The organism is Acinetobacter sp. CY05 (genome assembly GCF_059515805.1).
This window is the reverse complement of record NZ_JCAKMW010000014.1, coordinates 52,362-76,697: the sequence shown is the minus strand read 5'-3', so window position 1 is coordinate 76,697 and position 24,336 is coordinate 52,362. Positions and strand designations below refer to the sequence as shown.

The window sequence follows — 24,336 nt, the reverse complement described above, 5'->3', positions numbered from 1 at the left end:
TTCTCCTTCGCGTTATTTTGCTTTGACTAATGGTAAACCTTGCGCTTTCCAATTATTGATGCCGCCATCTAAACGATATGCATCATGGTGAGCGACTTGTTGTAAAGCTGTACCCGCCACTTGGCCTAGGTTACAGATAAACACCAATGGGCGTTCTGCAGCTTTTAATTCTTCGATGTGACTTGTGATTTTGCTGTAAGGAATATTACGGCTACCACTGATGTGACCTTCACGGAAGTCTTTGGCATCGCGCAAATCAATTAACATTGCATTTTGCGCTTTCACTAAAATCCCTAAGGATTGCGGTGAAATTTTACGGCCGCCACGTTTGCCTTCAATCACGAAGAACAACACCAACAGTACAGCAAGTGCACCAAACAAGAAGGGGTGATTCCCCATAAACTCGAACCAACGTTCCACAAGTCACCTAAATTACAATTGTAAATTGCCCAAAGTATAGCTGATTAGATATGGTGATCAAAATCAGCGCTTCAAGCAAAAAGTTTATCTTGCCACTAATTTTTTTGATTAGCTTCTGTGATTTCGTCAATTAAACGTAAATAACTGTCTAAACGACGTGTCAAAATCTCACCGTCTTGTACCGCTAAACGTAAAGCGCATTGCTTTTCGTGTTTATGAGTACAGTTACGGAATTGACAATAGCCCAAGCGACTTTCAATTTCAGGAAAGCCTTGTTGTACTTTGTCGGCATCTAAATGCCATAAACCAAATTCACGAATCCCAGGTGAGTCAATTAAAGCTGCACCTTCACCAAAACCAATTAAACGTGTAGAAGTGGTGGTGTGCTGACCCAAGGCTGAGTTTTCGGAAATGATATTGGTCTTTTGTGCGGCATCGGGCACGATGGTATTAATCAGCGAGCTTTTACCTACACCCGATTGACCCACAAAGGCTACAGTTTCACCCGCTAAGCGTTTGGAGAGCTCAGTTAAATCGCCATCAGAACGGCATTGCAGCACTTCATAACCTAAGTCTTGATATTCTTTGAGTAAATCTAGAATTGGGTCATTGTCTTTAAGTAAGTCATCTTTGTTCATGACCAACAGCGCTGGAATATTGGCATCGGCACAGGCCACCAAATAGCGGTCGATTAAACCCGGTGCAGGTTCAGGCAAGGGTGCAAACACAATCACAATTAAGCTGATATTGGCTGCAACTGGTTTGACTTTGTGGTAACGATCAGGACGGGTGAGTAATGAGCTACGCGGCTGAATCGCAGTAATAATACCCAAACCCGTATTCGGATCAGCTTGCCATTTGACGCGGTCGCCTGTCACCAAAAGCTCTAAATTGGTACGGGTATGACAACGCCATACACTGCCCAGTTCAATGGCTTTCCAAAATGGTTCAGGTTCACCGTCCAGCACCACAGGTTTTTCAGGATGGATGTCGGGCACCGACAAGGCTTGTACTTCAAGCTGACGGCCATAATGTTGCACCACCAAGCCTTCCAAATCGTTTGATGTATCGATCTCTTCTTGGCGTGTTTTCTGTTGTTTCTGAATTCGGCGTTGTTGCTGTTCAGTTAAACGACGTTTACGAATTAAAGCCATTCACATCCTAAAAAAACCTAAAACTAAGGAGGGCAAAATAGCATGAAGCAGGGGGCAAGTTACAGCACTCGGGCAATAAATTTGCTACTATAATTGTTTTTTAACCGAATAAGATTGCACATTTATGAGCAGCACGCCTGACACTCGCCTGATTTGGATCGACCTTGAAATGACAGGTCTAGATACAGATAACGACCAAATTATTGAAATTGCAACAATTGTAACCGACGATAATTTAAATATTTTGGCAGAAGGTCCTGTGCTTGCCATTCATCAATCGCCAATTACGCTCAATGCGATGGATGAATGGAACACCCGTCAACATGGTCAATCAGGTTTAATTGAACGTGTACGTCGTAGTAAACTCACCGCGCGCGATGCCGAATTACAAACACTAGAATTTTTGAAAAAATGGGTCAGTCCAAAATCATCGCCAATGTGTGGTAACTCGATTTGTCAGGATCGTCGTTTCATGCATCGTTTAATGCCAGAATTGGAACAATTCTTCCATTACCGTAATTTAGATGTTTCATCTGTTAAAGAATTAGCGAAACGCTGGCGTCCAGAAATTATGCAAGGCTTAAAGAAAAATGCCTCGCATTTGGCTATGGATGATATTCGTGATTCGATTGCAGAACTCAAATACTACCGTGAATACTTCTTCATTATGAATAAGTAATCTCAAAAGGAGGCACAGCCTCCTTTTTTTATTTACAAAAATTAAATGCCTGATGCTGAGCTTCTGCATAAAAATTGCTTAATATGAGTCATAAGCAATAACTTGATATGAGGGGGAATCTATGCAAAGTAATAACCCAATTTTAAGCCGTGTCGAAGTGGCAGGGGATTATACCCAGCCGATGACCGTACAAGGCGCGGTACAAAAATCTGTGCTATTAACCGTGATTGCCGCCGTGGTGGGTCTTGGTTTATTTTTCTATACATTTGTCACTGCTCAAGCTTCGATTGCCTATGCTGGAGCAATGGTTGGCGCGATTGGTGGTTTTATTTTGGCATTAATTGCCACATTTAAACCCAATACAGCACGGATGTTGGCTATTCCTTATGCTTTATTTGAAGGGGCTTTTCTAGGTGGAATCTCGGTAATTTTTCAACAAAAATTTCCGGGTGTACCGCTGCAAGCGCTTTTGGCAACCTTTGTCACCACTTTAGTCATGTTTGGTTTGTATCATATGCAAATTATTCGGGCCACGGAAAAGTTTAAAGCGGTGGTGATGTCGGCAAGTCTTGCCATTGCCATGGTGTTTGTGGTGCAGATCATCATGAGCCTTGTCTTTGCTTCGAGCATTCCGCATGTGTTTGAAAGCAATTGGTTAGGCATTGGTTTTGCGGCTTTTGTTGCTGTGATTGCCTCATTAAATCTCATCTTAGATTTTGATTTAATTGAAAGTGGGGCTGCCAATTATGCGCCTAAAGCTATGGAATGGGTGTGTGCGATTGCTTTACTGGCCACTTTAGTCTGGATGTATTACTCATTTTTACGCTTACTTGGTCTAATTCAAGGTGATGATTAAGTTTAAAATCGCTGTAAAAAATCGCGCTGAATCAAACGCGATTTTTTTATGTGTTTTTTTAGGCAGATAAATGAAAAAAGATGCATTATGCAATTTCAGAAATGCTAGAGAATTGGCATTATGCTGTTAAATTATTTTAAGAGAGAGTCACATGGCACAAGGACTATTGGCAGGTAAGCGTTTCTTAATTGCCGGGATCGCGAGTAAATTATCTATTGCATTTGGTATTGCAGAAGCTTTACATCGTGAAGGCGCAGAACTTGCTTTTACTTATCCAAACGATAAATTAAAAAAACGTGTGGATGATTTTGCCGCGCAGTTTGGTTCAAACTTGGTGTTCCCATGCGACGTTGCCAATGATGCAGACATCGATAACGCCTTCTTAGAACTGGCAAAACATTGGGATGGTCTAGATGGTGTGGTGCATTCGATTGGTTTTGCCCCAGCGCATACCTTAGACGGTGACTTCACAGATGTAACTGACCGTGAAGGCTTTAAAATTGCACATGACATCAGTGCGTATAGCTTTATCGCAATGGCGCGTGCAGCAAAACCATTATTACTTGCGCGCCAAGGTTGCCTATTAACCTTAACTTATCAAGGTTCTGAGCGCGTATTGCCAAACTATAACGTGATGGGCTTAGCCAAAGCATCACTTGAAGCTGGTGTACGTTATTTAGCATCGAGCTTGGGTGCTGAAGGTATTCGCGTGAATGCAATCTCTGCAGGCCCAATCCGTACCTTAGCAGCGTCTGGTATTAAATCATTCCGTAAAATGTTAGATGCCAATGAAAAAACTGCGCCTTTACGCCGTAATGTGACCATTGAAGATGTTGGTAATGCAGCATTATTCTTATGCTCACCGTGGGCCAATGGCATTACGGGTGAAATTCTGTACGTTGATGCAGGCTTTAATACTGTAGGCATGAGCCCTGAATTAATGTTAGGTGACTAAATCTCACCTCAATAAAAAAGCACCTTTTTAGGTGCTTTTTTATTATTGAAGCTTAAAATAAGACTTTAAAAACGACACCTTGGGGAAGTTATGTGGTTTTTAGTATTGCTATTATTGGCCATCATCGGCTGTGTCGTATGGTTGTATCAGCGTAAATCGCCAGTTGAGCGCGATCAACAGCAGGTTAGCGAAGCGCTGTGGGTCGATCAAGTCGATGCGGAATTGGCGTTGGCACAGTCGTTGCTACACGGTCAACAGCCCAATTATGAGCGTGCTTATACCATGCTGCAAAGTTTAACTCAGCAACATGAACTCCCCGAAGCCTATGTCCATATGGCTTTTATGCAGCAGCAAGGCTTAGGTCGGCCTGTAGATTTAAGTGCAGCAAAAAGTTTATTAGAAACAGCACATCAGCGTGGCAGTGATGAAGCCAGTTTTTATTTAGGTGAGATTTATCAAGCAGAAGACAATTTCAGCAAAGCTTTGTATTGGTATCAATATGGTGTCGCACGTGGCAATACAAATGCACAATATGCCTTGGCCGAGCTGTATTTACATGGCCAAGGGATTGAGCAAGATTTAGATAAAGCCAAAACGATTTTAATGCACGCGGCAAACAAAGGCCATGCTCAAGCGCAGTACCGTTTAGCTGAGGCACTCTGGCATGGGCAGGGTTTTGAGCAAGATCAGCTGCTGGCGAAACAATATTTATATCAAGCCGCCGAGCAGCAGCATCCTCAAGCTTTGGCCTTACGCCAACAGATTGAGCAGCCACACGGCTTAGCACATGATGACAGTGTCAGTTTGCCCTATATAAAACAACAAGCTTTTACTGGGAATATAACTGCGCGCTATCAATATTGTTTAGCCGTATTAAAAGGGTTGATTGATGCGGATCAAGTGGCTGCGGTACTGACTTTATTGCAGCAAGAGAGTCAACGACACGCTTATGCTTTAAGTTTATTAGGTAGCGCTTATTATCATGCTTGGGGTGTAGAGGCCAATACGCGGCAAGCCTTTCAATATTGGAGTCGTGCGGCAGCCAAACATGACCCTATTGCGCTGTGTAGTTTAGCCATGTTACAGCAGCAGGGTATTTTATTAGAGCAAGCCAATCCAAACCAAGCCTTTTTGTTGTACCAACAAGCAGCATCGACCGGTTCACAGACGGCACAATTTTTATTGGCACAGTGTTATGTATATGGGCTAGGCACAACAACCGACGCTACGCATGCTTTAAGCTTACTACAGCAAGCGGCTGGCAAATTTAATATGGATGTGAGCAATACAGCCGATATGTTGTATTGCTTTGGGCTGTTTTATGCCCAACGTTTAAATGTATTTGAAGATCAAGATAAAGCGCATGCTTATTTAGGTTTAGCTGCTGAAGCGGGTGCTTGGCAAGCTGCTTTAGATTTGGGTTATAGCTATTTAAAGGGGACACATGGTTGTGTACAAGATGATCATCAGGCACGTGACTATTTTGCTCAAGCCATGCAGCAAGGTAGTCTAGCGGCACAAACGCAATTGGCAGTTTTAATGTTAGAGGGACGTGGGGGGAAACAAGATCAAGCGCAAGCGCTGCTGTATTTACAACACGCTGCTGCCCAACAGGACGCCTTAGCCATGACGCATTTGGCCCTTTGTTACGAACAAGGTTTAGTGCTAAGCGTAGACATGCCACAAGCGCTTGCATTGTATCAACAGGCGATGGATCTGGGCGAAGCACAAGCCTTTTATCATATGGGACGTTTACATGCCCAAGGTCATGGGGTGGTACACAATTTAGAGCAAGCGATCCATTATTTAAATCAAGCTAAAAATTTAGGCTATGCCAAAGCAGCGCAGTTAAGCGCGTCGTTACAACAAGAATATTAAGCTAAAAAACCGCAGCCTCGGCTGCGGTTTTGGCTTCAAGGTAAGCGTTGTAGCGGCGAGCCGCCGAGCGCTTGCATTAAGGTCACATAAGCGTTGTATTGGCTTTGCTTGGTTTGTACCAAGGACAAGCGTGCGTTACGCGTTGTGGCTTGGGCATCTAACAAATTTTTTAAGGCAATGGCACCGTTTTTATAACGTACTTGGGTTAAACGTTCAGTTTTTTCAGCAAGTTCTAGATTTTTTTGCTGTAATGCCACTTGCTGATTCAGCGCACTGCGATTTGAAAGTGCATTTTCGACATCGGCAAAAGCTTGATACAAGGTTTGACGATATTGAGTAATGGCTTTTTCATAGTCTAAATCGCTAATCGCCAAGTCTTTTTTCATATCATTATATTGCAAAAATGGCAGGCTTAAACTGGCGCCTAAAGCGAGGCTAGGATTTTGCAATAACTGATTTAGAGATGTACTAGATGAACCTAAGCTGCCCGTTAAGCTAATCGATGGATAGTAGCTGGCTTTAGTGGCATCTTTATTGGCCAGTGCTTTACGCAAACGCAATTCAGCAGCTTGTAAGTCCGGACGACGTGACAACAGCTCAGCCGGTAAGCCGGGTTGAATTGCGGGTAAACTCACATGAGCTAAGCGCTTGGGCTCAACTAATTCTAGCTGCTGCACAGGGCGATTGAGTAACACGGCCAGCGCAGTGCGTGTTTCTAACAACTGCTGCTGAATTTGACTTAATGTCGCCTGTTGACTTTGGAGTGCTTGTTCGGCTTGGGTGACATCTAGACCGGACACTGCTCCAGCACGATACTGGCTACGCACTAAATTATACGTTTGTTCGGTGCTGCTTAAATTCAGCTTGGCAATGCTGAGACGCTCATTTAAATAGCCCAATTGCCAATATAAATTGGCAGTGGTGGCAATTAAGCTTTGCGCCGTGGCTTGCAAGTCTTGTTCGCTGGCTAAGGCTTCCCAACGCGCGACTTCGGTTTGACTGGCCAGACGTCCAAATAAATCCAGTTCATAACTGACCCCAGCGTTTAAGGACACACCACGCGAGGAGTCTTGACCAGAATTGAGGTCAATATTATGTCCAGTGGACGCGCTGGAGTTAACACGCAGCCCTTGACGATCTTGTGCAAGACCTGCTTGAAGGCGTGCTTGTTGTAAGTTAATGCCTGCCACCACCAAATCATTGTTATTGGCTAAGACATCATCGACTAGGCGATTTAGGCCTGCATCATTAAATAAGGTCCACCAACGATCTAAATGCGTCGCTTGATGGATTTTCTGTTGATCGATGGCAAAACGCTGTGGAATATCAACCGCAGGGGCTTGATAAGGCGTTTTTACCACGGCAGCGCAACCGCCGAGAGTGCTAGCCAATAACAGGGCAGTGGCCAAACGCGTTAAATGGATCGACATATTGTTATTCTCTTGACAAAGCATCAACAGGGTTAAGACGTGCGGCATTGCGCGCTGGAATAAAGCCAAACACAATACCAATTAAGCTCGAGCAGACAAATGCCGCTACAATAGAGGTGGTGGAGTAAGCCATTTGGAAGGTGCCACCAGCAAAATGGGTAATTAACTGGCCAATACCTAAAGATAACAGCACACCTAAAATCCCGCCTAAAATACACACTAACACGGCTTCAATTAAAAACTGCTGCAAGATATCACTTTGGCGGGCACCCACGGCCATGCGTACACCAATTTCTTGGGTACGTTCTGTAACAGACACCAACATAATATTCATGACACCAATGCCCCCCACCACCAGTGAAATCACCGCAATGGCTGAAATGAGTAGAGTCATAGTTTGCGTGGTTTGTTGAATGGTTTCACGAATGCTGTCTGCGTTTTGGGTAAACACGTCTTGGGCACCGTGGCGCTGGGTCAACAAGCTTAAAATGGCATTTTCAGCTGCGGCACTTGGGTATTCATCTTTGACCCGCACAATAATTTGTCGTACGTTACTTTGCCCTAACATACGACTCATCACGGTCGAATAAGGCAAATAGACATTTAAGCTATCTGATGAACCCATCATGCCGGCTTGTGCATCCACCACGCCAATAATCCGGCTGGGTACGCTGCCCAGTAGAATCACCTGTCCAACTGGATTGCTACCATCAGCAAAGAAGGTTTTTTGGGTATTGGTATCAATCACCACATCTTGGGCTTGTTGATGAATGCTGGCACGGTCAAAAGGCTGTCCAGATTGAAAGGTCATGCCTTTGACATAAAAGAAATCTTCACTGACGCCATTAACGGTGGTCGATGCTTCAATTTCCTTAAAGCGTCCTGTGACACTGCTATTGACCGAAGGGCTAACTCCATCCACATAGGGCTGTTCGGCTAAGGCATCGGCATCGGCAGGAATTAAGGTTTTGGCTTGCGAGGAGCGTGAGTTATCACCAAAGCCACGCCCTTGGAATACGGTAATGGTATTGGTGCCTAAGCTACTAATGTTTTTCAAGATTTGCTGTTGCGAGCCATTACCGAGAGCCACCACAGACACCACTGAGGCAATCCCGATGATAATACCGAGCATGGTTAAAAAGGTGCGCATCCGATGCGCATTCATGGCCAGCACCGCCATACGGAAGGCTTCACCTAAACGGTCAAAGGCAGCACGAAACTTAGAGGTTTTCTTCTGCGCGGTTTCAGCTAAAGCCTGTTTTTCAAAACCGTCATCAATTTCAGGCACATTGGCTTGGTCAGAGATAATATGACCATCTGAAATTTCAATAATTCGGGTGGCATTTTTGGCGACGTTTAAGTCATGAGTGACTAAAATAATGGTATGACCTTTGGCATTGAGTTCACGTAAAATACGCATCACTTCAATGCCGCTATTCTTATCGAGTGCTCCTGTCGGTTCATCGGCAAGAATTACGTCACCGCCATTCATTAAAGCACGCGCAATAGACACCCGTTGCTGCTGACCGCCAGATAACTGACTCGGGCGGTTTTGGGTTTTTTCACCTAATCCTAAATCGGTTAACAGTTTGACCGCACGTTCGTGCCGCTCAGATGGATCGGCCCCAGCATAAATCGCGGGTACTTCAACGTTACCGGCTGCGGTTAAATCACCAAGCAAATGATAACGCTGGAAAATAAAGCCAAAATATTCGCGGCGTAGCTGTGCCAATTCATCGGCTTCTAACTCACGGGTTTCACGGCCTTTGACTTGATAGCTGCCTGAGGTGGGTTTATCCAAGCAGCCTAAAATATTCATTAAGGTTGATTTGCCCGAACCTGATTGGCCAACAATAGCGACCAATTCACCTGGGTAAATCTCTAAATTGACACCTTTTAAAATCTGGACTGTGCTTTCACCGGCAGGGAATTCACGTACCAGATTTTTGACCGCCAAAAGCGGTTGTTGAGTCTGGCTCATGTTACATTCTCATGGGTGGGCCGCCCGCACCGGCACGGCTGTTGTTACGTTTTGCGCCATCATTTGAGGTGTCTGCACCATCGGCAATCACCACCTGTTCACCTTCGCTTAAGCCACGTAAGACTTGGGCATTGGCACGGTTATTTAAGCCAATTAATACCTGTTTCATCACAGCACTTTCTTTGGCATCTGTTTCACCAAATAAGCTAAAGCCACGACTATCTTTGGCCTCTGCGCCATTGACTTGCGGTACTACACGTACCATGCCTAATGATGCCTGACCTTGATCGATTAAAGCTTTTTCAGCAGCGCTGAGCTCTAAACGTACAGGACGTGAACCTTGCGTATTGTCATTGCTTGGACGTTCTGGACGTGGCCCAGCTGCAGCATCAGTGCGGCTACGCTGAGGACGATTTGAGGCTTGAACAGCAGCAGCAGGAATAGTGAGGGCATTACGTGCTTCACGTAACACGATATACACCTGTGCCGTCATATCAATACGTAATTTGCCATCTTCATTAGGTACATCAAACAACGCGTTATAGTACACCGCAGTACTCGAAGATGAGCTGCTGTTGTTGGTTTCGGTATTAATTGAACTTGGGGCAGGTTCAACTTGACGTAAAGTGGCGTAATGTTTTTTCTCACTGTCCCCTAAGGTGGTGAAATACACCGTTTGACCAGGTTGAACTTTCATGACATCGGCCTCTGAGATTTGCGCCTTAATGGTCATGGTGTCCAGTTGCGCTAATTTGACAATGGTCGGTGCACTTTGGTTGGCGTTTACGGTTTGACCTTCTTCAGTCACAATCGCCACCACTGTACCGTCCATCGGTGCTCGAATTTTGGTATAACCTAAATCTTCTTGGGCTGTGGCTAAGGTGAGTTTAGATTGTTCAATTTGTGCATTGATTGCGTCAATATCTGCCTGAGCTGTTTTATAGCTAGCTAGGGCACTTTCAAGTTCAGCACGTGAAGTGGCATCTTCTGCAAACATGGCTTGTTGACGCTGATATTCAGCTGCAACTTTGGCTAAATTGGCTTGACGTACGGCCAGTTGGGCTTGTTGATTTTTAATGCTGGCTTTGGCCGTTTCTAGATCATTTTCTTGACGCACGGAGTCAATTTCCGCAATCAGTTGACCTTGTTGCACTTGATCGCCTAATTGCACATGCATTTTTTTGACCTGACCTGAGACCTGCGCACCAACGCTGACCATTTTGGTGGCTTCAAGTACACCGGTTGCTAAAACTGAATCTTCAATGTCGCCTTTTGTCACAGCAGCGGTAATGTATTGCGGCGTCTGTGGCGGTGGCTTTAAAAAGTACCATGCAGTGACTGCAAGTGCAGCAGCACAGACTAAAGCCAACAAAAGTTTAGTGGGTTTTATTTTAACCATGAGCAATCGTATTTTTTTTCCAAAAATTGCTCAAATTATAAGTGTGAAATGAGGATAAAGCGTGGATATTTTTAACAAATTGAAAATGATTCTTATTTTAGCTGTGAAATAAGCGTTGACCACAGACCAGCGCAATGGCTTGCTGAATTAAATGTTCAGGGTTTTCATGTCCTAAACCTTTAATTGCTGCATCAATGCGCAATAACAGCTCAGGCCAAGTTAAAAAATCCTGTGGATTTAAACGGCGCAATGCGTGCTGATAGAGCGCTACTTTGGTTTTCCAAATCCCCAATTGCAAAGGATTCTGAGGTTGTTCAAACAATTGCATGAGTAAACGCATTTCTTTGCTGACACTCCACAAGATTAAGCTCATTGGCTCACCTGAGGCGACCAAATACTGAAAAATCTTCATGGCTTGTGCCAAATTACCTTGTAGCATGGCATCACTTAAATCATAAGTACTATAGCGGGATTGATCTTGTAGGCAAGCTTGTAGCTCAGCAATACCAATCACCTCAATTTCAGCAAAGGTATCACCCACACGCATTAAGCTGTTTTTCGCTGCCAGCAAATTGTGTTCGTGATGTTGCTCTATCCACTGCCATGCATCAGCACTGAGTTTTAAACCAAGCTTATCTGCTTCAACAGCTAAAACCTGTTGTCGATCTTTGGGATAGTTAGCACTTAATGCCACTACAGTGCCATTGGCATCAATCGCTTGAAAAAACTTGGTTTTGAGGCTGGCGCTATCTTGTTTTGGCATCACAATGACTAAAATATTTTCGTTACTATCGCCTTGTAATAAATAGCTTTCGAGTTGCTTTAATGCACTGGCATCTGGCTTGATGTTGCCATGCACTTCAATTGCCAATTGTGTAGCAAACAGCGACAGGCTATTTAAAGCGCTAAAAACAGTTTTCCAGTCACTTACATTGCCCAAATCATAACGCTGTCGCTCAATGCCTTGCGCTTGCCAGTGTTTACGAAAGGCATCCAGCAGATTTTGCTCGAGTAAGGGTTCTTGACCGTGGAGTACCCAAGCCCCGCGCGCTGAGTCGATACGTTTTAAGGCTTGGAGATAGTCAAGTTTCATAACAGATTATGGTGCCACTTGTGTCGTCGGTAAACGGTTTGAAGAAATCTGACGCACGATTTGCTGCGCAATATCATCCACCATCACTTGGTTTAAATAGTGATTCTCTTGGTCGTCGGTATTGACTGTTGCCAAGTCGTATTGGTAAGTACGCGTGGCAATCACGGTACGCGGCTCAGTAATTGGGTTGCCTTGGGCATCTTCAATACGGAAAGTTACGTTTAAACGCAATAATACTTCAATTAATTTGCCGTTTAACTCTAAACGACGCGGGGTATAGTCCAATACACGCAGTACATAAGCATCTGATGAGTTACTTAGCTGTACGCCTGCTGCACCTAAGTAAATTGCTAGTTTTTCTTGGAGTAGATCACTATCGGGATTATTGGGCAAGACCACATTCATTTTTTGGTAAGCCACAGGCGCCACACTCGGGTTGGTGCCTTTTAAATGAAAGCCACAGCCGACCATGCCTGCACTGAGACCACAAGTTAAAACAATTGCTGCTAAACGTTTGCCCAAATGCATGCGTTATCCTCTGTTATCGAGTTTAAAATTCTGTAGCGATTGTAAAGTCAAAGCCCGTTGACTGGCAACGGGCTTTGTTTGGGAATTGTTTTTTTAATCCCTCCCGACCTCCCTTTGGAAAAGGGAGGAGGCTTCATTTTCTATTTGAAGTGGGAAGTCCCCTTTTGTAAAGGGGGATTAAATTAAACCACCAAATTCACTAACTTATTTGGTACCACAATTTCTTTCTTGGTTGGGCCAGTTAAGAATTGTTGCACTTCAGGCAATGCTTTTGCTTGCGCAAGAATGTCATCCTTAGATGCATCGACAGACACTTCAAGTTTGCCGCGAAGCTTACCATTCACTTGAACCACGATGGTTTGCGTATTACGTGCTAACGCAGATTCATCAACACTTGGGAATTGAGCAGAAGTTAACTCGATACCAAACTGTGCCAATAACGTTTGGCTTAAGTGTGGTGCAAATGGCGCAAGTAAAGTTAAAAGCGTGATGATTGATTCACGTGCAACCGCCACGTCATTGTCATCTTTCGCTTCAAACTTGTTGTTTGCGTTTAAGAGTTCCATCATCGCTGCAATCGCAGTGTTAAATGCATGACGACGTTCGATGTCATCACCCACTTTTTGGATGGTTTCATGGGTTTTACGACGCAAATCTTGCGCAGCAGTAGACAGCGCAGCTTTGTCGATGCTTGCAGCTTGATTACCTTGTTCAAGGAAACCAGTTGCCAAACGCCATACACGTTTTAAGAAGCGGTTTGCACCCTCAACACCTGCGTCTGACCATTCAAGTGATTGATCAGGTGGCGCTGCGAACATCATGAATACACGAGCAGTATCTGCGCCGTATTGGTCAATAATTGATTGCGGGTCGATACCGTTGTTTTTCGATTTCGACATTTTTTCTTGACCGCCAACGATCACGTCTTGACCATCTTCTTTATATTTTGCAGAAGTGATACGACCTTTTTCGTCTTTTTCTAACTCGATGTCCGCAGGGTTAAACCATGTTTTCTTACCTGATTCTGCTTCACGGTAGTAAGTATCTGCAAGCACCATACCTTGAGTTAAAAGGTTAGTGAATGGTTCATTACCTTGAACTACACCTTCATCACGCATCAATTTGTGGAAGAAGCGTGCATAAAGTAAGTGCAGAATTGCATGTTCAACACCACCGATGTATTGATTCACAGGCAACCACGTTTGACCTGCTTCAGGTTTTACCATACCGCCAGTAAAGTCAGGAGATGCATAACGCGCATAGTACCAAGAAGATTCAACGAATGTGTCTAGCGTATCTGTTTCACGACGCGCATCGCCACCACAGCTTGGGCAAGATGTTTCGTAGAATTCAGGCATTTTGTTCAGTGGATTACCTGAACCATCTGGCACCACATCAGTTGGAAGCACAACAGGCAGTTGATCTTCTGGCACTGGCACTTGACCACATGATGGGCAGTTAATCATTGGAATTGGACAACCCCAATAACGCTGACGAGATACACCCCAGTCACGTAAACGGAATTGAACTTTTACATTCGCAAGCGATTTCGGCTCAAGTTTTGCAAGGAATGCATCAAATGCCGCTTCAAAATCTAAACCGTCAAATTCGCCTGAATTGACCAATTTGCCTTCTTTAGAACCGTACCATTCTTGCCACTGAGTCGCATCAAAGTCTGCATCATCAGCGCCTTTGGCATCAATCACTTGCTTAATCGTTAAGCCATATTTGTTGGCAAATTCGAAGTCACGTTCATCGTGTGATGGAACAGCCATCACCGCACCTGAACCGTAAGACATCAATACGTAGTTTGCGATCCAAACCGGAACTTCTTCACCTGTTACAGGGTGTTTTACAGAAAGACCTGTTGCCATGCCTTTCTTCTCAGCAGTGGCAAGATCCGCTTCTGCAACTGAACCCATACGGCATTCTTCAATAAATGCAGCCAATTCAGGGTTGTTCTCAGCCGCTTTAAGCGCCATTGGATGTTCTGCTGCAACTGCAACATAAGTCACACCCATCAAGGTATCGGCACGTGTGGTAAATACAGTTAGGCCGTCTGCGTAAACTTCAGGATTTGCTGAAGGGAAGGTGATTTCCATACCCTGTGAGCGACCAATCCAGTTACGTTGCATGGTTAAGACTTGTTGTGGCCAACCGTCTTTGAGTGTGTCTAAATCGTCAAGTAATTCTTGCGCATAGTCTGTGATGCGGAAGTAATACATTGGAATATCACGTTTTTCGACCAATGCACCTGAACGCCAACCGCGACCATTTTCAACTTGTTCGTTGGCAAGTACAGTTTGATCGACTGGATCCCAGTTTACGGTTGAAAGTTTACGGTAGATTAAGCCTTTTTTATAAAGCTGAACAAATAACCATTGTTCCCAGCGGTAGTATTCAGGGGTACAGGTTGCAAATTCACGATCCCAATCCACTGCAAGACCTAATTTTTTCAACTGATTACGCATGTAATCAATGTTTTCAAAAGTCCATTTTGCAGGCGCTACTTGATGTGCAATCGCGGCATTTTCTGCAGGTAAACCGAAAGCATCCCAACCCATTGGTTGTAGCACTGTTTCACCTTTTAAACGGTGGAAACGGCTGATCACGTCACCAATCGTATAGTTACGTACATGACCCATATGGAGTTTGCCACTTGGGTAAGGGAACATCGAGAGGATATAACGACGTGGACCTTCTACTGTGTCGGCAACTTTAAAGGCTTTGTGCGATTCCCAGTCCTGTTGGACTTGAGGTTCAATCGCACTGGCTTGGTATTCTGAGTCAATGTGAGTAGTCATATACGTAATACAAGAGAACGGTTAAAAATTTAAGCCACAGCATAGCGCAAAACGTACCTAAAAGTGAATTTTCGCTATAGCAAAAATTGGCTTAACGTCGATTCAGACCTTGTTGTAGCGCAGCATTGGCTTCTTGCTGCTGTGCATCCATCGTGGCTTGAGATTGAGCCGGCTGGTTATTTTGCCCATTTACGCTTGGCAAAGCGGTTTTAACTTGGGTGTTTTGACGTGTGCCATAGGTATCGACCTTGCTCAGTTTTTTTGCATTTTTAGGCGGTGGCGTGGTGGTGTAATGAGTAGAGCCTTTTTGATCTACCCACTTATAAAATTCTTGAGCTGAGGTGAGTTGTGCCGCGCAAGCAAGCGCGCCAAATAGAGCTGTCATGCAGGCTGTTTTGGTCAAATGTAGCATGTTTATGTTCTCAATTATTAAAAAGACAATAGCAAGAGGATAGGTAATGTTGTAGCGTATTTTGCGCGTTTTTATGGCAATTTTACAATGCCAATTGTGCTTAAAAACACAGCAAAAGTCGCTGCACTATTTTGACTATTTTTATTTTATTAATGCACAAAAAAGTTGCACGGCTTAAAGATCAAATCATTTAATCATTACATTTATTTATATCATTTATATAAATAAATCATGAAAATGTTAATTTTCAAGCAAATTTAGGGCTTTAGCTTAAAATGTGAAAAATAGTGGATAAGCTTATTTTTTAGGCGGCTGATGAATAATCAATAAAAAGCCAATTTTTCACCTTGACTTTGTGGTGTGAAACTACAAAAATGCTGTCTTTAGTTTTATATGTCTTTATTCGATCACCCTTCGAATGAGTACATCTTAGCAATGGACTTCTTCTCTAGCCGAGAAGATGAACAAAGCCAACAAAATATGTTTATCCCAACATGTTTTAGACCTCTTATTGCTCAAACAGCAACCGGGTCAGATTTTTTTCTTATTGCTATCAAAACTATGAAATATGTGTGCTATAACAGTGCAGACAATGAATGAATGAAAGCGTATACAACGACAAAAATTGTATATGTTACAAATATTAGGGTGAATCACGTTGGAACTTTTATCTGGTGGTGAAATGCTTGTTCGCGCATTAGCGGACGAAGGCGTTGAACATGTTTTTGGATATCCAGGCGGCGCAGTACTTCATATCTATGATGCGCTTTTTCAACAAGAAAAAATCAATCATTACCTTGTGCGTCATGAACAAGCTGCAGGTCATATGGCCGATGCTTACTCGCGTGCCACAGGTAAAACTGGTGTTGTGCTCGTAACATCAGGTCCCGGTGCGACCAATACCGTAACGCCAATTGCAACGGCTTATATGGACTCAATCCCAATGGTGATTTTGTCAGGTCAGGTTGCAAGCCATCTTATTGGTGAGGATGCGTTCCAAGAAACCGATATGGTCGGTATTTCTCGCCCAATCGTAAAACACAGTTTCCAAGTGCGTCATGCCAGCGAAATTCCGTCAGTGATTAAAAAAGCATTTTATATCGCGTCATCAGGCCGTCCCGGTCCTGTTGTAGTCGATATTCCAAAAGATGCGACCAATCCTGCAGAAAAATTCGCCTATGAATACCCTGAAAAAGTGAAGATGCGTTCGTATCAACCACCACACCGTGGTCACACAGGTCAAATTCGTAAAGCCATTGACGAACTTTTACATGCTAAACGTCCTGTAATTTATACAGGCGGTGGTGTGGTGCAAGGCAATGCCTCAGCGCAGTTGACTGAACTTGCACATCTGTTAGGTTTCCCTGTAACCAATACCTTGATGGGCTTAGGCGCGTTCCCAGGCAACGACCCACAGTTTATTGGTATGTTGGGTATGCACGGTACTTATGAAGCCAACATGACCATGCATAATGCAGACGTGATTTTGTGTATTGGCGCGCGTTTTGATGACCGTGTGACCAATAACCCTGCAAAATTCTGTCCAAATGCCAAAGTCATTCATATTGATATTGACCCAGCAACCATTTCTAAAACCATTATGGCGCACATTCCAATTGTGGGCGCGGTTGAACCGGTACTCAACGAGATGTTGGCGCAATTGAAACAATTAAATGTTTCTAAGCCAAATCCTGAAGAGATCGCGGCATGGTGGGCACAAATTAATGAATGGCGCAAAGTACACGGCTTGAAATACGAAGCAGGTACCAATGGCGTGATGAAGCCACAACAAGTGGTTCAAGCATTAGACAAGATTACCAACAGTCAGGCAATTATTACCTCTGACGTAGGTCAGCACCAAATGTTTGGCGCGTTGTACTACCGTTATACCCGTCCACGTCAATGGATTAACTCAGGTGGCTTAGGCACCATGGGTGTAGGTCTACCGTATGCAATGGCGGCAAAACTTGCTTTCCCAGAGCAACAAGTGGTGTGTATTACAGGTGAAGCATCCATTCAGATGTGTATCCAAGAATTATCGACCTGTAAGCAATACGGCTTAAACGTAAAAATCTTGTGCTTAAACAACCGTGCTTTAGGTATGGTGAAACAGTGGCAAGATATGAACTACGAAGGTCGCCACTCGAGCTCTTATGTAGAGTCTTTACCTGACTTTGCAAAATTGATGGAAGCTTACGGTCACGTGGGTATTCAAATTGACCATGCCGATGAGCTTGAATCTAAGCTTGCTGAAGCGATGGCGATTAACGACAAATGCGTATTTATTAACGTGATGGTTGACCGTACTGAGCACGTTTATCCGATGCTGGTTGCAGGTCAATCAATGCAAGATATGTGGTTAAGTAAAGGGGAGCGTACATAATGCGTCATATTATCTCTGTACTCGTTGAAAACGAAGCAGGTGCGCTTTCTCGTTTAGTGGGTTTATTTTCTCAACGTGGTTACAACATTGAGACTTTAAATGTTGCACCAACCGAAGACCCAACTTTATCGCGTTTGACTTTAACCACTTATGGTGATGAGCACAAAATCGAGCAAATTACCAAGCAACTGAATAAACTGGTTGAAGTGGTGAAGGTGGTTGATTTATCAGAAGGCGCGCACATTGAGCGTGAGCTGATGTTAATTAAAGTCAAAGCCTTAGGTTCTGCACGTGCTGAAATTAAGCGTACCGCAGACATCTTCCGTGGTCAGATCGTGGATGTGACTCCAACGACTTATACCATTCAAATCGCAGGTACAACCGACAAGATTGACGGTTTTATTGATGCCTTAGCTGAGAACACAATTTTAGAAGTTGTACGTTCTGGCGTGTCAGGCATTGCGCGTGGCGAAAAAGTTTTAACAATCTAATTTAATTAAATAATTTTTTGACAACCTCAGTATAAACCTATACAACTAGGTAAGGCTTAACCCACACAAAAATAGGTTAAGCCATGAGGGAAACAAAGCATTCAAGCGGAGACAGCAATGCAAATTTTTTACGATAAAGACTGCGACTTATCTATCATCCAATCTAAGAAAGTAGCAATTATTGGTTACGGTTCACAAGGTCACGCGCACGCGCTTAACCTTAAAGATTCAGGTGTAGATGTAACAGTTGGTTTACGTGCTAACTCTGCTTCTTGGAAAAAAGCTGAAAACGCTGGTCTTAAAGTTGCTGAAGTTGCTGCTGCTGTTGCTCAAGCTGACGTAGTGATGATCTTGACTCCAGATGAGTTCCAAGCTCAACTTTACCGTGATGAGATTGAACCAAACATCAAGCAAGGCGCGACTTTAGCATTTGCTCATGGTTTCTCTGTTCTTTACAACCAAGTTGTTCCACGTAAAGACTTAGACGTAATCATGGTTGCTCCAAAAGCACCAGGTCACACAGTACGTTCTGAATACCAACGTGGTTCAGGTGTTCCTGACTTAATCGCGATTCACCAAGATGCTTCTGGTAACGCGCGTAACGTAGCCTTATCTTATGCTTCTGGCGTAGGTGGCGGCCGTACAGGTATTATCGAAACTTCATTCCGTGAAGAAACTGAAACTGACCTTTTTGGTGAGCAAGCAGTTCTTTGTGGTGGTGCTGTTGAACTTGTTAAAATGGGCTTCGAAACTTTAGTTGAAGCTGGTTATGCACCAGAGATGGCTTACTTCGAATGTCTACACGAACTTAAATTGATCGTTGACTTAATGTTCGAAGGCGGTATCGCGGACATGAACTACTCTGTATCTAACAACGCTGAATATGGCGAATATGTAACTGGTACTGAAGTAATCAATGAACAATCTCGTGAAGCTATGCGTAATGCGCTTAAACGTATTCAATCTGGCGAATACGCGAAGATGTTCATCCAAGAAGGTGCTTTAAACTATCCTTCTATGACTGCTCGTCGTCGTCAAAATGCTGCTCACGGTATCGAAGTAACTGGTAACAAACTTCGTGCAATGATGCCTTGGATTCAAGCAAACAAAATCGTTGATAAAGAGAAAAACTAATTTCTCGAATTAATTGATTTGAATGCAAAAACCCACTCAATTTGAGTGGGTTTTTTAATGGCTAATATTACGGCCTTAAAAATAGAAAAGCATGCTTTTCTATTTTTGCGTACCTTGGATTCAAGCAAACAAAATCGTAGACAAAGAAAAGAACTAATTCTTTGATTTAGCAGATTTTAAATGCTAAAAAGACCCTCGTGAAAACGAGGGTTTTTTTTATTGGATAAGAAAAATGATTTTATATAAATATGTAAGTTTTGAAGCAGCTTTAACTATTTTAAAAACTAGGTCTTTGGGGTTTTCTCATTTAGAGGATTTTAATGATCCTTTTGAATGTACTGGTTTAGGCTTATATGATTTAGATGTGCCTTTAAATGTGGCTACTGGTGCCTTTCGTAATAAATTTTCTAGAAAATATGCAATCTTAAGCTTAACGAGAACTGCTTTAAATCCTTTAATGTGGTCACATTATGGCGACAGTTATAAAGGTGTTGTGATTGGTATTGATGTTCAAAAAGCAGGTTTTGATGATAGAAAAAAATTCATAATTCCATCCATAAAAGGGGAGATTCGATATTTAAAAACTGCACCTAATAAAGTAAATAAAGTGTCTGCTGAACAATTGATGTCAGTAGGAGACTCTAATGTTTCAAATTGGGAAAACGAGGAAAGCTTATTAAAGCATGCTCTCCTATATAAAATGCAAGAATGGGCATATGAAGAAGAAGTACGCATTGTAAAAAATATTAGTGCTGCTCAATTTTCATATCACTATTCAACCAAAACTGAGGCTATGATTGATAATCAACTTTGGAAAAGAGTTCAGTTACCCACTCGTCCTATTTATACGTTGGAAATCCCTCAAGAAGCTTTTGTGGAAGTATATGTGGGTAAAAACACTTATATTGATCAACGAAGAAAATATGAATCCTTAGGCGAGCAGATTAAAGATCACATCGTACCAAAAGTTGAAGAGCTAAAGAAAATTTGCGCAGAGAATCATATAAAGTTTTATAACGTTGATCTAGATATTGAGAAGTGGAGATTAAAAAGTAAATTGACTAATGTTGTTACTTAAAAGTTAAGTAATACATTAAAAAGATTAATTTTTACTTCATATTATTACACTATTCATATGCTAAATTAACTTCCTCCCAATCTAACTATTTTGAGGTTAAATCATGAAAAAACATTTGCTTATACAGTCACTTGTACTTGCTTTACCTGTTTTAGGTTTAACTTCAATGGCAACTGCCAATAGCAACTTGCCACAAATCAATAACGTCTATGTACCTGTCCATCGTGTCTTAGAATCAGCGGAACAACGCTACTTATTACAAGTCACTACAGGCGTTTGGAATCCACAAGCTACCCTGTTTGATCGTATTAATAACACCACTGTGTATTTTAATGGCACACAAAAAGGCAATAATCTGAGCTTATACTCGGTAAATCAGTTGCTTGCAGGTACAGAAACCCATACCCATAAAATCAATGCAGATGTAAATATTAGTAGCGGCAATCTAAATAGCCAAATCATCACTAGCAGCGCTGATAAAAACGTTAACTTTCAACCTTTAATTAAACTGCAAAATCGCCCAAGTTTTAGCTTTAAATTCTATGGTGGTGCAACTATTCAACAGGTGAGTGTTACAGATCGCACTAGCCAACGTGTAGTACAAAACTTAACAGGTTTTAACGCCAGCCCTGAACGTATGGATTATATGGATCTTAACTTTGATGGTTATTATGATCTTGTGTTTGTAAATGCGCGTGAAGCAGATCGTTATATTTATTGGATGTATAACCCAAAAACTGCCCAGTTCCAACGCGCACCGCAATTAGAAAAATTGGCAGGGCAGCCTAAAATTGATGGCTTAACACGACAAGTGAGTTTTGGTGAGCAAACTTTTAAAGTCGAACAGGGTTTATTGCGACCACTATAAACGGCTAAGGACATTAAACTGTCACACAACGCAGCTATGCTGAACTAAAAATAAAAACACAGCGAGCTGCGTGATGGACAATATCAATATTGGCGGCCTCCTTAAACAACAAGATTTTCCGGATAGTTTTAAATTTTATTTAAAAAATCAACATGTTAATTTCACGGATGAAATCACTGTTTTAGAAGCCTTAGTGCGACCGCGCCTTAAAATCGCGATTGTCACAGAAACATGGCCACCCGAAATTAACGGTGTGGCGCATTCCTTATTGCATTTAAGCCAAGGTCTACAAAAAAATGGCCATAAAATCTTACTGATTCGACCAGAGCAACGTGGTCGTTGTCCAAGCTTTACTCCAAATCAAGAATGTTTAGTTAAGGCACAACAAGTTCCACGTTATCCAAGCCTACAGTTTGGTTGGCCGCAAATGCTCAAAGTCAACCAAGCCTTAGATGAGTTTATGCCCGATGTGGTGCATATTGTCACCGAAGGGCCATTAGGTTTTGCAGTACTGCATGCCGCTAAGGCCAAAGGTCTACCAGTCTCTAGCGGCTTTCATTCACCTTTTCAAGATTTTAGTCGATTCTTTGATTTAGCTTTTTTAGTCAAACCCATTCAAAGCTATTTACGTTGGTTTCATAATCATACCGCACTTACTTGTGTGCCAAGTCGTGACACAGAACGTGCCTTGCGTGAGTTTGGGGTGACCTGTCCCTTAACTGTGGTGGGGCGTGGTGTAGATATAGAGCTATTTAGTCCCGAACGCCGTTCTGAAGTATTAAGACAGCAGTGGGGTGTAACTGCTCATGATCGCGTTATGCTTTATGTAGGACGTTTATCGCCTGAAAAAGAAATTCCTTTCATTATTGAAACCTATCAGCAGATGCGGGCTGCAGGGCAAGCACTTAAATTGGTGATTGTAGGTGATGGACCACAACGTAATGCGTTATTGGCGCTGAATGAAAACCGTAACATTATTTTTACAGGCAGTTTAAGCGGTATAGAACTTGCAACGGTTTATGCAAGTTGTGATGTCTTTGTGTTTGCAAGCCAAGTTGAAACCTTTGGCAATGTGGTACTTGAGGCCATGGCCAGTGGTTTAGCTGTCATTGCTTATGACTATGCTGCAGCACATTTATATGTCAAACATAAGCATATGGGATGGTTAGCCCCAAGAGGTGATCAAAACGGCTTTGCACAGTATATGCAACAGCTTCCACATCAAAAAACGTTACAAAAAATGGGGCAGCAAGCACGCCAAATGGCCAGCCAAATTGGTTGGGATTATCCAGTGGCGCAGCTTGAGAATGCTCTTTATCGTGTGGCTCGGGAGAGCGTGATGCACACCTAGCCATCCTTGATTGCAAGGAGACGCAGATGAATTTAAAAATAAAACGCGCAAAAATAAGAATATTGGCACTCGATTTAAAAGGCTGTGTCTATTTAAATCATTTTTCACATTCACAGCGTATTTGTTATACCTTTCGCGCTATTAGTCGTATGGGCGATGGGCCATTTTGGTATGCCATGCTCGGTCTGGCTTGGTGGGTGCGCGGTTGGGACTTTAAAGCCAGTGTGCTGTATGTGTTATTGGGTACCTTGGTTGGCACAGCCATCTATAAAATTTTAAAAACCAAAACCATCCGTCCACGGCCTTATCAAGTGCATCAGGTGATTCATTTGGGTGAACGGCCGCTGGATCATTTTAGTTTCCCATCAGGGCATACCTTGCATGCGGTACTGGCAACGGTGGTACTCGGTTATATCGAACCGTTATTATTGGTGTTGATGTTGCCATTTACGCTTTTGGTGGCACTGTCGCGTATGATTTTAGGTTTGCACTATCCGAGTGATGTGATGGTTGGGGCATTAATTGGTGCTGCTGTGGGCAGTTTAATTATCCTCTGTGCGCCCTATTTTGATGTGCTGTTATAACAGCTAAAATTTGCTAAAGTAGTCAGACATATTGATTTAGGAATAGTTATGGGCTTACGTTGGACGGACACCATTGATATTGCCATCGAATTGTACGAGGCGCACCCAGATGTAGATCCACAGTGGATTCGTTTTACTGATTTACATGCATGGGTATGCGCGCTACCTGACTTTGAAGACAACCCTGAGAAGTCAACTGAAGGTTTATTAGAAGCCATTCAAATGGCATGGATTGATGAAGCAAGCTAATTGCCACGAAAAAAAGCAATTTTTTTACACATCAAAAGCAGAAAAAAGCCCATTATTCGGTATAATGCGGCAAAATTTCATGTCAATTTGACTTAAGGAGCCTATCATGGCGATTGAACGTACATTATCTATCGTAAAACCAGATGCAGTTGCTAAAAACGTTGTAGGCGAAATCTTTGCTCGTTTCGAGAAAGCTGGTCTTCAAATCGTTGCAACTAAAATGAAACACTTGACTCAAGCTGAAGCTGAAGGCTTCTACGCTGAGCACAAAGAACGTGGTTTCTTTGCTGACTTAGTTGCTTTCATGACTTCTGGTCCAGTTGTTGTATCTGTTCTTGAAGGCGAAAACGCTGTTCTTGCTCACCGCGAAATCCTTGGCGCAACGAATCCTAAAGAAGCTGCTCCTGGTACAATCCGCGCTGACTTCGCTGTAAGCATCGACGAAAACGCTGCTCACGGTTCTGACTCTGTAGCATCTGCTGATCGTGAAGTAAACTACTTCTTCGCTCAAACTGAGATTGCTCCACGTACTCGTTAATACGCAGTATTCAAACCAGATAAGTGTTATTATACTTATCTGGTTTTTTTATTCCTGAAATTTAATTTGTT

The 24,336-nt window shown here is 42.9% G+C and carries 22 protein-coding genes; 13 read left to right on the top strand and 9 right to left on the bottom strand.

What is annotated here, in order from left to right; translation table 11 throughout:
* Positions 1–12: 12 nt before the first annotated feature.
* On the bottom strand, positions 13–420 hold the full coding sequence (locus tag AC5YCD_RS10955; RefSeq protein ID WP_122900312.1) for a rhodanese-like domain-containing protein: 408 nt from the start codon (positions 418–420) through the stop codon (positions 13–15).
* A 95-nt stretch (positions 421–515) separates the two neighbouring features.
* Positions 516–1,574: a ribosome small subunit-dependent GTPase A gene (gene rsgA / locus AC5YCD_RS10950; RefSeq protein WP_496130062.1), complete on the bottom strand. Its 1,059-nt coding sequence runs from the start codon at positions 1,572–1,574 to the stop codon at positions 516–518.
* Between the two features lie 124 nt (positions 1,575–1,698).
* Between rsgA and orn the strand changes: the two genes are divergently transcribed.
* The 4 genes from orn to AC5YCD_RS10930 all read left to right on the top strand — a co-directional run bounded on the left by orn (position 1,699) and on the right by AC5YCD_RS10930 (position 5,942).
* The gene (gene orn / locus AC5YCD_RS10945; protein ID WP_496130061.1) at positions 1,699–2,253 is read left to right on the top strand and encodes an oligoribonuclease; all 555 of its coding nucleotides are present in this window, start codon (positions 1,699–1,701) and stop codon (positions 2,251–2,253) included.
* A 121-nt stretch (positions 2,254–2,374) separates the two neighbouring features.
* The gene (locus AC5YCD_RS10940; RefSeq protein WP_496130060.1) at positions 2,375–3,109 is read left to right on the top strand and encodes a Bax inhibitor-1/YccA family protein; all 735 of its coding nucleotides are present in this window, start codon (positions 2,375–2,377) and stop codon (positions 3,107–3,109) included.
* A gap of 151 nt (positions 3,110–3,260) precedes the next feature.
* On the top strand, positions 3,261–4,064 hold the full coding sequence (locus tag AC5YCD_RS10935; RefSeq protein WP_496130059.1) for an enoyl-ACP reductase FabI: 804 nt from the start codon (positions 3,261–3,263) through the stop codon (positions 4,062–4,064).
* Positions 4,065–4,154: 90 nt separating this feature from the next.
* Positions 4,155–5,942, top strand: coding sequence for a tetratricopeptide repeat protein (locus AC5YCD_RS10930; protein WP_496130058.1), 1,788 nt, complete (start codon positions 4,155–4,157; stop codon positions 5,940–5,942).
* A gap of 35 nt (positions 5,943–5,977) precedes the next feature.
* On the opposite strand, the gene AC5YCD_RS10925 is transcribed toward AC5YCD_RS10930, so the two are convergent.
* From AC5YCD_RS10925 to AC5YCD_RS10895, 7 genes are all read right to left on the bottom strand, one after another.
* Positions 5,978–7,372: an efflux transporter outer membrane subunit gene (locus AC5YCD_RS10925; protein WP_496130057.1), complete on the bottom strand. Its 1,395-nt coding sequence runs from the start codon at positions 7,370–7,372 to the stop codon at positions 5,978–5,980.
* Positions 7,373–7,376: 4 nt separating this feature from the next.
* Positions 7,377–9,353, bottom strand: coding sequence for a MacB family efflux pump subunit (locus tag AC5YCD_RS10920; RefSeq protein ID WP_496130056.1), 1,977 nt, complete (start codon positions 9,351–9,353; stop codon positions 7,377–7,379).
* A 1-nt stretch (position 9,354) separates the two neighbouring features.
* Positions 9,355–10,752 (bottom strand): efflux RND transporter periplasmic adaptor subunit, encoded by a 1,398-nt coding sequence (locus AC5YCD_RS10915; protein WP_496130055.1) that lies wholly within the window; start codon positions 10,750–10,752, stop codon positions 9,355–9,357.
* 97 nt (positions 10,753–10,849) lie between these two features.
* Positions 10,850–11,845, bottom strand: a complete 996-nt coding sequence (gene holA / locus AC5YCD_RS10910; protein WP_496130054.1) for a DNA polymerase III subunit delta — start codon at positions 11,843–11,845, stop codon at positions 10,850–10,852.
* Positions 11,846–11,851: 6 nt separating this feature from the next.
* Complete coding sequence (locus AC5YCD_RS10905) at positions 11,852–12,373, bottom strand: LPS-assembly lipoprotein LptE (RefSeq protein ID WP_496130053.1); 522 nt, start codon at positions 12,371–12,373, stop codon at positions 11,852–11,854.
* Positions 12,374–12,555: 182 nt separating this feature from the next.
* Positions 12,556–15,177, bottom strand: coding sequence for a leucine--tRNA ligase (gene leuS / locus AC5YCD_RS10900; RefSeq protein ID WP_496130052.1), 2,622 nt, complete (start codon positions 15,175–15,177; stop codon positions 12,556–12,558).
* A gap of 91 nt (positions 15,178–15,268) precedes the next feature.
* Positions 15,269–15,562, bottom strand: a complete 294-nt coding sequence (locus AC5YCD_RS10895; RefSeq protein ID WP_496130079.1) for a DUF4124 domain-containing protein — start codon at positions 15,560–15,562, stop codon at positions 15,269–15,271.
* Between the two features lie 685 nt (positions 15,563–16,247).
* Here AC5YCD_RS10895 and AC5YCD_RS10890 point away from each other — a divergent pair.
* The 9 genes from AC5YCD_RS10890 to ndk all read left to right on the top strand — a co-directional run bounded on the left by AC5YCD_RS10890 (position 16,248) and on the right by ndk (position 24,265).
* A complete protein-coding gene (locus AC5YCD_RS10890) occupies positions 16,248–17,972 on the top strand; it encodes an acetolactate synthase 3 large subunit (RefSeq protein ID WP_496130051.1) in 1,725 nt (574 codons plus the stop codon).
* Positions 17,972–18,463, top strand: a complete 492-nt coding sequence (ilvN, locus tag AC5YCD_RS10885) for an acetolactate synthase small subunit (protein ID WP_122900285.1) — start codon at positions 17,972–17,974, stop codon at positions 18,461–18,463. Before AC5YCD_RS10890 ends, ilvN begins: the two co-directional genes overlap by 1 nt.
* A 117-nt stretch (positions 18,464–18,580) precedes the next feature.
* Positions 18,581–19,597, top strand: coding sequence for a ketol-acid reductoisomerase (gene ilvC / locus AC5YCD_RS10880; protein WP_496130050.1), 1,017 nt, complete (start codon positions 18,581–18,583; stop codon positions 19,595–19,597).
* 232 nt (positions 19,598–19,829) lie between these two features.
* The gene (locus AC5YCD_RS10875; protein WP_496130049.1) at positions 19,830–20,675 is read left to right on the top strand and encodes a DUF2971 domain-containing protein; all 846 of its coding nucleotides are present in this window, start codon (positions 19,830–19,832) and stop codon (positions 20,673–20,675) included.
* Between the two features lie 103 nt (positions 20,676–20,778).
* The gene (locus tag AC5YCD_RS10870; RefSeq protein WP_496130048.1) at positions 20,779–21,543 is read left to right on the top strand and encodes an XAC2610-related protein; all 765 of its coding nucleotides are present in this window, start codon (positions 20,779–20,781) and stop codon (positions 21,541–21,543) included.
* 73 nt (positions 21,544–21,616) lie between these two features.
* Positions 21,617–22,894, top strand: coding sequence for a glycosyltransferase family 4 protein (locus AC5YCD_RS10865; RefSeq protein WP_496130047.1), 1,278 nt, complete (start codon positions 21,617–21,619; stop codon positions 22,892–22,894).
* A gap of 26 nt (positions 22,895–22,920) precedes the next feature.
* Complete coding sequence (locus AC5YCD_RS10860; protein WP_496130046.1) at positions 22,921–23,478, top strand: phosphatase PAP2 family protein; 558 nt, start codon at positions 22,921–22,923, stop codon at positions 23,476–23,478.
* Between the two features lie 48 nt (positions 23,479–23,526).
* Positions 23,527–23,727, top strand: a complete 201-nt coding sequence (gene iscX / locus AC5YCD_RS10855) for a Fe-S cluster assembly protein IscX (RefSeq protein ID WP_496130045.1) — start codon at positions 23,527–23,529, stop codon at positions 23,725–23,727.
* A 106-nt stretch (positions 23,728–23,833) separates the two neighbouring features.
* Entirely contained in the window at positions 23,834–24,265 is a 432-nt protein-coding gene (gene ndk, locus AC5YCD_RS10850; protein ID WP_122900270.1) for a nucleoside-diphosphate kinase, read from the top strand.
* Positions 24,266–24,336 lie beyond the last annotated feature (71 nt).